This window comes from Treponema succinifaciens DSM 2489 (assembly GCF_000195275.1).
Classification (GTDB): Bacteria; Spirochaetota; Spirochaetia; order Treponematales; family Treponemataceae; genus Treponema_D; species Treponema_D succinifaciens.
The window spans coordinates 1,048,432-1,060,059 of the sequence record NC_015385.1 but is presented as its reverse complement, the minus strand read 5'-3'; the positions used below and the strand labels follow the sequence as shown (position 1 = coordinate 1,060,059).

The window sequence follows — 11,628 nt, the reverse complement described above, 5'->3', positions numbered from 1 at the left end:
ACTTTCAGACTAACTATTTTAGTTGAAGTGAGAAACTCCATCGCCGCTTTCGCAGTCAAAGAATGAAGCTTCGTATCCTACAACTTTCTTGTATTCAGTCTGGACATTTTCAACAAACTGCTCAACTTTGTCTTTATGAACAAGCGCAATTCCGCAGCCGCCAAATCCAGCTCCAGTCATTCTTGCTCCGATGCATCCGTCCTGTTTCTGGGCAGTTTCCGCAAGAGTATCAAGCTCAATTCCTGTAACTTCATAGTCATTTTTGAGGGACTCGTGGCTTTCGTTCAGGAGTTTGCCGAGTTTTTCAAGATTTCCGGCTTTTAATGCGCTAACGGCATCTTTTACACGCTGATTTTCATAGACACAATGCTTTGCGCGGCGGACAAGAAGTTCATCTTTTATCAAAGCTTTTAAATTTTCCAACTGCTCTGGAGAAAGCTCGCACAACGCGGAAATTTTCACGCCTCCGTCCTGAAGAATCTTCAAGGCCTCCTCGCACTGGCTTCTGCGCTCGTTGTACTTGCTGTCTGCAAGACGGCGCTGCTTGTTTGTGTTCATGACAACAAATCTGTAGTCTCCAAGCTCAAGCGGAACATATTCATATTCAAGCGTGTTGCAGTCAAGGACAATTGCTGTATTCTTTTTTCCTGTGGAAATTATAAACTGATCCATAATTCCGCAGTTTACGTTCATAAAATTATGCTCGCTCATCTGGCCAAGCTTGGCAATTTCAACACGGTCGATTCCAAAGCCAAAAGTTTCGCTTACAGCATAGGCAAAACCGCATTCAAGGGCAGAAGAAGATGAAATTCCGCCGGCCGCAGGAACATTGCTTACCATGAGAATTTCAAATCCGCAGTCAAATTTAAAGCCTTTTTCCTTCATCTGGGAAAGAATTCCGTTTAGATAGTTTGCATATCCGTTTTCCTTGGCATATTTAAAATCGTCATTTATGTCAAATTCATATTTTCCAGGAAATTTAAGGTCGTTGTAGACAACTTTTGTGTCATTGCGTTTTCTGATGGCAACATAAAGATAGCGGTTTATAGCAGCAGGGAAAACTTTTCCGCCGTTGTAGTCAATATGCTCGCCTATAATATTGATTCTTGCCGGTGAAGAAAAAATCTTTACAGAATCTTCTGTTCCGCCGTAAAACTTTACAAAATCAGCAGGAAGCGAATTTGGATTATACAATTCAGCCATTTGAAACCTCGCAATTCAAAAATTAAAGTGAGTTCTTAAAGATGACTTTATGATAACAAAGAATTTTTCAGTTAGCAAGTTAAAGGAAAAAGCAAAGAGCAATCAGTTGCGCAAAATGAACAGAAGTATTTTTTTTACAATGAAACTGCGCCATAAATGCTTTTAACTCTTGAATTTACTGAATCTTTTCACTAAAATGTTAGTTCACACTGTTTAGTGTGGAAAACTCATATCGGAGGAAAAAATTGGTCAAAATCAGACTAAAGAAGATGGGCACAAAAAAACGCCCAGACTACCGCATTGTCGTCCTTGACGCAGCAAAACCACGTGATGGCGCAACAATCGAAGAAATCGGACAGTACCATCCAATTGCTGCAGAAGGAAGCCAGACTTCTTTCAATGAAGAACGCGCCAAATACTGGATCAGCGTTGGAGCTCAGCCTACAGAAATCGTAAAAAAGATTTTCAGACAGGGCGGATTGGCTGCTGACGGAACAAAAATCACCAAATAAATTACAGGGAGCACAACATGGAAAAAGACCTGATTGAATTTATTGCAAAGTCATTGGTCGATGATCCAAATGCAGTCTCTGTAACGGAAACCGAAGGCGAGCGCGGACCTGTTCTTCAGTTAAGCGTTGCACAAGGTGATATTGGCAAGGTTATTGGCAAATACGGTCGTATTGCAAAAGCTCTGCGTACTGTTTTAAGCGCAACGTCAAATAAAGACGGAAAGCATTACAGCCTGGAAATTCTGGACTGATGGCATCGAATGCGATGACAGAGCGGTTTGTAGTTGGCATTGTCCGCGGTTCCCATGGAATAACGGGCGAATTCAAAGTAGAAAGCACTTCCGGCGAGTACGGGCATTTTGCAAGTATGGAAGAAGTGGCTTTGACAGACGGAACAGCTGAAAAAACTTTCAAAGTTGAATCAACAAAGGAAGCGGCGTCCACTCTGTACATGAAACTAGCTGGAATAAATTCACCTGAAGAAGCTGCAAGATACAACAGGTGGAAAATCGTAGTTCCACGCAAAAATGCTCATAAACTGCAGAAAAATGAGTGGTATATCGAGGATTTAAAAGGATGCTCGGTATGGTATAAAAAGGAAACGGCGGATAATACCGCACCGGCAATTGATGAAAATTCAGTTGTTGGAACAGTCACAAACGTAACGGAAGGCGGATCAGGTTATCTCGTTGAGATTTTGCTGTCCGAGGCTTGCAGTTTTTTGGACGATTCGATTAAGCTGAATAAAAATGGCGGAGCAAGAACAGTTTTTGTTCCATTCAAAGACCAGTTTATTGGCAAAGTCGATATTGAAAATAAAGCTATGCAGCTCATGCACCTCTGGATTCTGGAGTAATTCCTATGAAATTTACTGTGCTGACCTTATTTCCTGAAATTCCGCGCGCTTTTTTTACAAGCTCGATCATGGCGAAAGCGGTAGAGAAAGGAATTATTGCCTACGATTTGGTCAATATCAGGGATTTTGCCTTTGATAGACACCACACTTGTGATGACGCTCCCTACGGCGGAGGCGCTGGACAGCTTTTGCTCCCGGAACCTCTAGGACTGGCATTGGACAGTGTAGAAGCATACAAAAAGACGAAGCATGTTATTTATGTTACGCCAAGCGGAAAGCCTTTTACACAGAAAAAAGCCCAGGAACTCAGCCGGAAAGATGAAATTGTCCTGATTTGCGGAAGATACGAAGGTATCGACCAGCGGATTATTGACTCCTACGTTGACGAGGAAATCTCCATAGGGGATTACGTAATGTCCAGCGGGGAAGTTGCCGCTACAGTCATTGTGGACACAGTTTACAGACTTGTTGACGGCGTAATAACCAGCGAATCTTTGGATGAAGAAAGTTTTTCAGGCAGCCTTTTGGAATATCCCCAGTATACAAGGCCGAATGTATACAAAGGCATGGAAGTGCCGGCTGTTTTAAGCAGCGGAAACCATGAAGAAATCCGAAAGTGGCGGCTTTTTAAGAGCCTTCAGAAAACCTTGCGGAACAGACCAGATCTGATTCAAAAGGCAAGAACTGACGGTACTCTTACAGAAGAAGCAGAAAAAATGATCGGGACGCTTACGGACTTTGTAACATACAAGAACGACCGCAAGCAAAAAAGCAAGCTGCGTTATGTTCAGTCAAGAACAAAAGACAGCGGCAAATAGGAGATAAAAATGGATCTTATAAAGACTATTGAAGAACAGCAGAAGAAACCTAACGCAGAATATTTCAGCGTAGGAGACACTGTAAAAGTTCACTTTGAAATCATCGAAGGAAAAACAAAACGTATTCAGATTTATGAAGGTCTTGTTATTTGCTTCAAGAACTCAGGAATTTCAAAGACATTCACAGTTCGCAAGACTAGCTATGGCGTTGGAGTTGAGCGTGTATTCCCTGTAAACAGCCCGCGCATTATCAAGGTTGAAATTGTTCGCCTTGGAAAAGTTCGCCGCTCAAAGATTTACTACGTTCGCGACAAGGTTGGAAAAGCTGCAAAAATCAAGGAGCTTCTCGGACCAAAGGCAAACGCAAAACTTGCAGCAGCTAAGGCAGCAAACGCAGCAGAAGACAAAAAAGAAGCTGCAATCAACGCAGAGCACAAGGCAGAAGAAGCCGCGGCATCCGCAGCAGCAAAAGAAAAGAAATAAGATTTTTAAGAAATCCTACATTCTTACAGCTTAATCCAGGGGAAGATACTTTTGTGTCTTCCCTTTTTTTATCAATGTTTATAAAATTATCAAAATGTCCGCAGCAATCGACAACATAAAAAGCTCATACATTCAAAGCCAGAACATTCCGCAGAAAAAACTTTCGGCAGGAAACGAAGTTTCTGTAAAAGTTATAAAAAATCTTGGAAACGGAAACTACACAGTTTTTCTGCAAGGCGCAAAAATCAACGTAAAAAGCAAAATTCCGCTTGCCGAAGGAAACTCATTCAAAGCCACGCTCGAAATAGGCGCAGATTCAAAAATCATTCTAAAAACACTTTCAGAGCAAAAAGCTGCGGACGTTTTTCCGCGCACGCTGTTGGAATTTTTAAATTCGGCGGGAATTGAATCGGATTCCGTTGTCCTAAAAACTGTCCAGCAGATGATTCAAAGCGGCGTAAAACTTGACAAATCAGTAATCAGGAAAGCAAAATCAATTTCATCTTTGTTTCCGGGAAAAGAAAAACAAGCGGCGGAAATTTCAGCAATGCTAATGGAAAAAGGAATCGAGCCGGAAGAAAATTTAATAGAAAAATTTTTGCTTTTAACCGACCCCGGCAAATGGAAAAATTCCAGCAACAAAGAAAAAAAAATCGCGAAAAGCACCGAAAACTTCCTAAAAAAAATCTACAAGGAAATTCCAGAAAACAAAGACGGAATTCTTACGCTTGCAAACCACATAAAGTCAAAAGACGGAACTGGAAAGCACTGGATAATCCTCCCCTTTTTGTGGCAGCTTGAAAAAGACGAAGCAAAAGGATTAATCAGAATTTTAATTGATTTTAACAAAAAAATAACAGAAAAAATACAAATAAATTGCGAATTTGAGTGGAAAAAATTTTTTTTTGTGTTATATTTAAATAAGAGCAAGGTTACGGAAGTGCGGTTCTGTACATTACCGTCGCTTTTGACCTCTAACATTCATTCTGAGGAAGAGCGGCTTGGAGAATTGCTTTGTTCCGGCATGAACGGCGATTCTGTGACAGTAACCTATTCCGCCTTGGCTTTTTCTGACAGTCTTTGCACTGATTCAGAACTTTTCCTGCCATTCAAGGATTCTGCTGTATGAAACAGATAAGAAATTTTTTCGCAGTATCCTTAAAATATCCTGAAAATGCAGACGCGCCTTTTATTTCAGCCAAAGAAAGCGGAATTCTCGCAAAAAAGATGGTCGAAATTGCGCAGGAAAACAATATTCCAGTTGTAGAAAACGACATTGCAGCAAATATTCTTTCAATGCGGCAGATTGGCGAATGCATTCCAGAAAGCACTTGGGAAGCGATTGCAGAAATTTTCACTTTTATAAAAAATATGGAAAAAGCCCAGTGAAAGAATCCACGCGGACAAAAGGAATAACAGGCGAAGAAAAAGCCAGGGATTTTCTAATAAAAAACGGATATTCAATTCTTGACAGAAATTTCAGAATTCGGGAAGGAGAAATCGACATAATAGCGGAAAAACAGAATTTTTTAGTTTTTGTGGAAGTAAAAAGCCTTCCGCTTGGAAATGCTGAAATTCTTGCGCATGAGCTCAATTCAATAAAACGAAAAAAGATTATTAAAACTTCTAAATGTTACCTGAAAAAACATCGACAATATAATAACAGATTCATACGCTATGATGTAATAGCAATTGATGTTCCGGGGCTGGATCCGGTTTATCATATTGAAAACGCTTTTTCGGAGTAAATAATGCAGGCTGTAAACAATGCAACGCCAAATTCAGCACTTTCTCCCCGCATAAGGGAGCTACAGAAAAAAATTCAGGATGAAAACTATATAAATTCAGCCGTAGACAGAATCGCGCTTATAATGAGCCGCCATATTGTAGAATTTCATATAGAAAAAAAATTGTAATTGAACTATAATTCATGCCATGCGAAGAGACAGACATTCAAGAAGACACAACGGAAACTGGAAAAACAACAGCAACAATAGAAGGGATTTTGACGAGCGGAAAAATTTTCAGCCTCCGAAGCCAGTATTTCGTCCTACAATAAAATCTGTGTCGCCGGAACAAATTCAGCATGATGAAGAAGCCATAAAAAAATTCAAATCGGCAAATCAGCCAGTATGCTCAGTCTGCGGACAAATTATCCGGGATATTTCGACCGCAATAAACAGCAAAGGCGCGGATTCTTTAATTCACTTTGACTGCGCAATTGAGCTTATTTCAAAAAATGAAAAAATTGAAACTGGCGACAAGCTCACGTACATCGGGCAAGGCAGATTCGGAATTGTTCATTTTGCAAGTCCAAGCGACACAAAGCATTTTTCAATAAAAAAAATAATCGACTGGGAAGAAAAAGACAAGAAACCTGAATGGCGCAGCGAGATGGCTGACCTTTACAGCAAAATCAAATAATTTTTGAATATATTCAGCCAGAAACTGTTTTTGCGGTTGAAAGAACTTTTAGAATTCTATATAATATTTTGCGTCGCCGGGATGGTGGAATAGGTAGACACAAGGGACTTAAAATCCCTCGGCAATTTAACCTGCCGTGCCAGTTCGATTCTGGTTCCCGGCAAACAGCAGGCAGCTTGAAAACTTCAGGCTGCTTTTTTTTTCGAGGTTTAGAAATGTTTTCAGACACGCATTTTCACTTTCATTATCTGGTTGAAAATAACTCACAAGAATTCGGAACTGAAATTCTTGAGCAGATGGCAAAAAACAGAATTTATTTCGGGCTTGACATTGGCACAAAATGCTCGGACTTGGCTGAGCGCGCGCAAATTCTTGAAAACTGCCTGGAAGAAATTCCGGATGTGAATCTGCAAAGCAAACTGAAAAAATCGATTTTCTTTAGCTCAGGAATTTGGCCTGATCCAGATTCAATAAAGGAAAGAGAATCGTGCCTGGAAGAGCTTAGGGACAGCATTGAAGAATTCAAGGAAAGTTCAAGTTGCTTTTCATCTCATCTTGCGGCGATTGGCGAAGGCGGAATTGACCATCATTGGAATCCAAGCGGACCAGACGGACGCAACGAATCGGACTTTGACAAGGAAATGTTCTTTGGCGAAAAAGAGCTTTTTGAAATGCAGTTGGAACTTGCAAAGGAACTGGATCTTCCGTTTATTGTGCATTCACGGGACGGATTTGAAGACACGGTCGATGTGCTCCGCGCGGCAAATTACAACAGAGGAATTATCCACTGTTTTTCTTACGGACTTAGCGAGGCAAAAACATTTCTTGACTTGGGCTGGTATCTTGCATTTGGAGGCGCAACCACATATACAAAAAAAGCAAAAATGGACGAGCTTATAGAACTTTTGCAATATGTTCCAAAAGACAGAATTCTTCTTGAAACAGACTCTCCATATCTTGCGCCAGTTCCGATGCGCGGAAGCGAAAATAATCCGCTTTTAATAAAATACACTTACGAATTTATTTCTGAAAAAATAGGATTAAGCGTAGACAAGCTGAATAAAATTGTAGACGACAACTGCAGCGAGCTTTTCAAACTGAAAAAATAAAAAACGCCGGAAGAATCGCAATGAAATTTTCCGGCATTTTAATCAGATAAGTTTTGAAAACTGTCTCTTACTTTATGAGAAGCTCTGCATAAGCTTTCAATGCGCCTTCCATTTTTCCTGAAAGAACTGATTTTGCAAGAGTTTTTCCGAGCTGAACACCTTCCTGGTCAAAACTGTTTACATTCCAAAGGAATCCCTGGAACATAACTTTGTTTTCATAATGAGCCAAAAGCGCGCCAAGAGTTTTCGGGCTAACCTGCTTTCCGTAAATCAAGCTAGAAGGACGTTCTCCGGCAAAGAATTTGTTTGGATTCTCGTCATTTTTTCCGCAGGCAAAAGCAACAATCTGAGCTACAACATTTGCGCAAAGTTTTGTCTGGCTTGTGGAATCTTGAATGACAACATCTTTTCCAGTTTGATTTTCTTTAAATGCGATAAACTGAAGCGGAATTATATTTGTTCCCTGATGAAGCAGCTGATAAAAAGAATGCTGACCGTTTGTACCAGGCTCACCGAAAATTACAGGACCTGTTACATAGTTTATTTTTTCGCCAAAACGGTTTACGCTTTTTCCGTTAGATTCCATGTCGAGCTGCTGAAGGTGAGCAGGAAATCTTGAAAGTGCCTGTGAATACGGAAGAACTGCTGTCGAAGGATATTCCTGAACATTGCGCTCATAAACTCCAATCAACGCATCCATTAATGCAGCATTTTTTCTTACATCTTTTTCAGTTGCAAGCTTATCTTCCTCTGCCGCGCCTTTTAAGAAATCGTCAAAAACTTCAGAGCCAAACGCAAGGCTTAAAATTGCTCCGCCGACTCCAGATGAAGAAGAATAACGTCCGCCGATATAATCGTCCATAAAGAACGCTTCAAGATAATCCGGGCTTTTTGCAAGCGGAGAAGTTTCGCTTGTTACAGCAATCATGTGCTTGCTTGGATCAAGACCGGCATTTTTCAAGAAGTCTTTTACAAACGATTCATTTGTCAAAGTTTCAAGTGTTGTTCCGCTCTTTGAAACAAGAATAAAAATTGTCTTTGAAAGATCTATAGACTGAAGAACAGAGGCCGCATCATCAGGATCAACATTTGAAATGAAGTGCGCATCCATTTTGAAATTTCCAGTCTGCTTTGCCCAATTTTCAAGAGCAAGATAAATTGCGCGAGGTCCCAAGTCTGAACCACCAATACCAATCTGGCAAACGGAAGTAAATTTTTCACCCTTCTCGTTTACGATTTTTCCAGAATGAACTTTTTCAGCAAAGACAGCAATTTTTTTCTGTTCATTTATATAAAAATCACGCTTGTTAACACCGTCGGCAACGACATCTTTTCCGAGCTGTCCGCGAAGAAGCTGATGAAGAACCATTCGTTTCTCACCAGTATTGATTACGTCTCCGTTGTACAACGCTTCGAATTTTTCCAAAAGCTGGCTTTCTTTTACAAGCTCTTCAAAAATTGAAATTATCTTTGAGTTGACTTGCTTTGCAGCATAATTGTAAACAAGTCCGTCTGCCATAGGAATTGAATATTCAGCGACACGCTTTGCAGCTTCTGCCCCTGAAAGCTCTTTTGCAACTGAAACACAGTCTTTTAAAGCCTGAAGTTTTTTAAAGCTTTCCAATGTGTCTAAGTTATTCCATGCAATATTTGACATGATGATAGCCTCTTAAAAAATGGTTTAAATCCAAGTATATCAAAAAAAAAAATTATATGCTAGAATGCTAAAATCTTAATTTACAATGAACAATTTTTAGTTCTGGAGAATTAGTTAAAAATGAATTTCTTCAATATAAAAAAAGTATTTTTTATCGCAGCGATTTTTTTAATTTCAGATTTAAAAATAAATTCACAAGATGCAAGCGGATTTCTTCCTGATGAAATTTTTTTAAGAACAATGACGCAGTCTCACTGCAAGTATTTTGATTTTACAATTGTAGACGGAAGAATTTACGCAAAGAAGCCAAGCGAAAAAAAATGGAGACTTTTTCTAAAAACCGGGCTGCCCTATTCTAAAATGAACACAACAGGGCTTGATGAATTTCCAATTCCAGAGCGAGTTGCAGAAATTTCCGCAGACGGAGACAGTCTTTATGTTTTTGACAACAACGGAATTCTTTACACAACTTTCCTTGATAGAAGCGCGCCGGAATCTCCTTTTGTATGGAAAAGAGCGTTTGGTTTTCCAAAAGGAGAAAACGGATTTTTAAAGCAAGATGAATTCACAAAAAATAAACGGGCATGGTCAATGGGCTGTCGCAGAAAAGATGTTTTGTACCATACGGATATTTACGGAAACGAACATCACTACGGAACGATGGGACTTGAGACAATTTATTTTTTAACAGAAGACGGACTGCACATAAGATTTACAGACAGTGGTCTTCCTGCTGATTTTAGCCGACAGATTCAAGTTCCTCTAAACGGAAGATTTATTTCAGAAAGCTTAAGCGCTTCCGCAGATACAATTTTTTTAATCGGCGCAAAAGGAACAATGTACACAAGGCTTGTAGATTTTGATACAATGGGCTGCGATCCAATGTGGTTTCAGTATACTTATGATAAGCTTGAGCAAAAGAAAAAAGGTAAAAATTATTTTTCAAACTATTCGCCCTGGGCATTACCGGCAGAAGAATGGCTTGAGCAGCCAAAAATTCAAATTGAAGGAAAAGGCAGACTTTCAAAAATAATAAGCATTGCGCAAAACGGTCAAGGAAACGGTGCTAGAATTTTAAGAGTTGCAGGAACAGACAAAGACGGCAATACAGGTTTTTATGAAAAAAGCATTTTCGATTCTGAATGGAAATTTGTTGAAAAAGAAATTTATTTAGAAGAAAGCGATTTTCTTGATTCAACAAAAAACGAGCTTGGCGAAGAAGCTGAATTTTCATACACAGGAAATCTCATAATAAGCGATTCAACAAAAGAGAATTTCAAATGCAGTTTAAAAGGCGTTTCATTGATGAGCGAGGACAAATGCATTTTTGAAATCAGCGATGGAGAACAAACATTTTCGTGCACACTTTTTCCTTTAGAAAAATGGACTTACCCAAAAAGAAAAAATCCTGGATTCGACGGAACTCCAAGAAACTATTTCATAACAGCAGAGTTTGATGAATCTAAACTTGAAAATTATTCCGGGGAATTCAAAAAAATAATAGATGAAATTTTTAAAAATAAAAACCACAATCTTTTTGCATTTACAGGAGAAGGCACAAAAGAATATTTTGAAATCGGCATAAATACGAAAAGACCTAAGCTGTTAAAAAAGCCATTTTCATCAAAATCTGTAAAATACATTTTTATGATGACCCGGGAAGGAATTGAAGAAATTCCAAAAATTTCAGAATTCGCATTGCCGCTTTTAAAAGATTTCAAAAACGAAAACCTGCTGCTTGAACAAGGACGAACTTATTCAATACAAGAAAGAAGTCTTATTCAAAGCAAAATAAATGAAAACATAAAATACAGAGAGCTTTTAAACTCTGATTTAGAGCAATTTGAAGAACTGAAAAAAACTGCACGGCATACTAGATGGGGATATTCTGCGCTGGATTTTATAACAACAATAACTTTTTTGAATAAAATAAATTTTCCCAAAATAAAGCAGCTTTCAACTTACGGAGCAGATTTGCTTGCGACAAATTTTTCTTCATTTGAAGAACTTGTTCAATATAGAAATTTTGTTTATAGAAGAGTCATTGAGCTAATTGATCTTAGGATTGAAAACTACGAAAAACTAATTCAAGATTTTGACAACAATGAAATATATAGCACATTAAATCCGAATTTAAGAAATTCTTTTTCAGAATATTTTGATGAAGTTTCGCTTCCTAGAAAAATGAAAATGGAACTCAGCAAAAACAATATTGCAATAGAGCAATTCAACGATGTTTCATATCTGCCGGCATATTATTTAAAAACGAAAAACGGAACGGTTGTAACTATAGTTTTAAAAAACAGCGCAAAAAAAATTTTAGAATTCTTAAATGACAAGAAAAATTTTGAGGCTTCACCATTAGTGCTTAATGCAGAATTTATTTCCGAAGAAATTTCAGAAATTGATTTAAAAGAAAACAAGGCATTCAAAAGGATTTCGAATAAAAAAGGAACAATTGAATGGAATGGCAAAACGCTCAAAATTCTATCAGGAAAAAAGATTTTATTTGAAGGAACATTGTAAAAAAAAGGCCTTGACACAAAATGTATATTTATTCATACTT

At 38.6% G+C, this 11,628-nt stretch carries 14 protein-coding genes and 1 tRNA gene; 13 read left to right on the top strand and 2 right to left on the bottom strand.

Annotated features, from left to right (window positions below; genetic code table 11):
- Positions 1-18: 18 nt before the first annotated feature.
- Complete coding sequence (locus TRESU_RS05050) at positions 19-1,203, bottom strand: galactokinase (protein WP_013701208.1); 1,185 nt, start codon at positions 1,201-1,203, stop codon at positions 19-21.
- Between the two features lie 245 nt (positions 1,204-1,448).
- Here TRESU_RS05050 and rpsP point away from each other — a divergent pair, with 245 nt between their 5' ends.
- From rpsP to TRESU_RS04995, 12 genes are all read left to right on the top strand, one after another.
- Positions 1,449-1,715: a 30S ribosomal protein S16 gene (gene rpsP / locus TRESU_RS05045; protein ID WP_013701207.1), complete on the top strand. Its 267-nt coding sequence runs from the start codon at positions 1,449-1,451 to the stop codon at positions 1,713-1,715.
- Between the two features lie 17 nt (positions 1,716-1,732).
- Positions 1,733-1,966 carry a KH domain-containing protein gene (locus TRESU_RS05040; RefSeq protein ID WP_013701206.1) on the top strand — a complete coding sequence of 78 codons (234 nt, stop codon included), beginning with the start codon at positions 1,733-1,735 and terminating at the stop codon, positions 1,964-1,966.
- Complete coding sequence (rimM, locus tag TRESU_RS05035) at positions 1,966-2,571, top strand: ribosome maturation factor RimM (protein ID WP_013701205.1); 606 nt, start codon at positions 1,966-1,968, stop codon at positions 2,569-2,571. The genes TRESU_RS05040 and rimM overlap by 1 nt, the downstream gene beginning before the upstream one ends.
- A gap of 5 nt (positions 2,572-2,576) precedes the next feature.
- A complete protein-coding gene (trmD, locus tag TRESU_RS05030) occupies positions 2,577-3,389 on the top strand; it encodes a tRNA (guanosine(37)-N1)-methyltransferase TrmD (protein WP_013701204.1) in 813 nt (270 codons plus the stop codon).
- A gap of 9 nt (positions 3,390-3,398) precedes the next feature.
- Entirely contained in the window at positions 3,399-3,872 is a 474-nt protein-coding gene (gene rplS, locus TRESU_RS05025) for a 50S ribosomal protein L19 (protein ID WP_013701203.1), read from the top strand.
- A gap of 94 nt (positions 3,873-3,966) precedes the next feature.
- Positions 3,967-5,001: a hypothetical protein gene (locus TRESU_RS05020; protein ID WP_013701202.1), complete on the top strand. Its 1,035-nt coding sequence runs from the start codon at positions 3,967-3,969 to the stop codon at positions 4,999-5,001.
- Positions 4,998-5,261 (top strand): EscU/YscU/HrcU family type III secretion system export apparatus switch protein, encoded by a 264-nt coding sequence (locus tag TRESU_RS05015; RefSeq protein ID WP_013701201.1) that lies wholly within the window; start codon positions 4,998-5,000, stop codon positions 5,259-5,261. Before TRESU_RS05020 ends, TRESU_RS05015 begins: the two co-directional genes overlap by 4 nt.
- Positions 5,258-5,620, top strand: a complete 363-nt coding sequence (locus TRESU_RS05010) for a YraN family protein (protein ID WP_013701200.1) — start codon at positions 5,258-5,260, stop codon at positions 5,618-5,620. Before TRESU_RS05015 ends, TRESU_RS05010 begins: the two co-directional genes overlap by 4 nt.
- A gap of 3 nt (positions 5,621-5,623) precedes the next feature.
- On the top strand, positions 5,624-5,788 hold the full coding sequence (locus TRESU_RS15120) for a hypothetical protein (protein ID WP_013701199.1): 165 nt from the start codon (positions 5,624-5,626) through the stop codon (positions 5,786-5,788).
- A 19-nt stretch (positions 5,789-5,807) separates the two neighbouring features.
- Positions 5,808-6,296: a hypothetical protein gene (locus TRESU_RS14185; protein ID WP_013701198.1), complete on the top strand. Its 489-nt coding sequence runs from the start codon at positions 5,808-5,810 to the stop codon at positions 6,294-6,296.
- Positions 6,297-6,371: 75 nt separating this feature from the next.
- A tRNA-Leu gene (locus tag TRESU_RS05000) sits at positions 6,372-6,459 on the top strand.
- 52 nt (positions 6,460-6,511) lie between these two features.
- Positions 6,512-7,405, top strand: coding sequence for a TatD family hydrolase (locus TRESU_RS04995; protein ID WP_013701197.1), 894 nt, complete (start codon positions 6,512-6,514; stop codon positions 7,403-7,405).
- 67 nt (positions 7,406-7,472) lie between these two features.
- On the opposite strand, the gene TRESU_RS04990 is transcribed toward TRESU_RS04995, so the two are convergent.
- Complete coding sequence (locus TRESU_RS04990) at positions 7,473-9,062, bottom strand: glucose-6-phosphate isomerase (protein ID WP_013701196.1); 1,590 nt, start codon at positions 9,060-9,062, stop codon at positions 7,473-7,475.
- Positions 9,063-9,182: 120 nt separating this feature from the next.
- Here TRESU_RS04990 and TRESU_RS04985 point away from each other — a divergent pair, with 120 nt between their 5' ends.
- Positions 9,183-11,588 (top strand): hypothetical protein, encoded by a 2,406-nt coding sequence (locus TRESU_RS04985; RefSeq protein ID WP_013701195.1) that lies wholly within the window; start codon positions 9,183-9,185, stop codon positions 11,586-11,588.
- Positions 11,589-11,628: the final 40 nt, after the last annotated feature.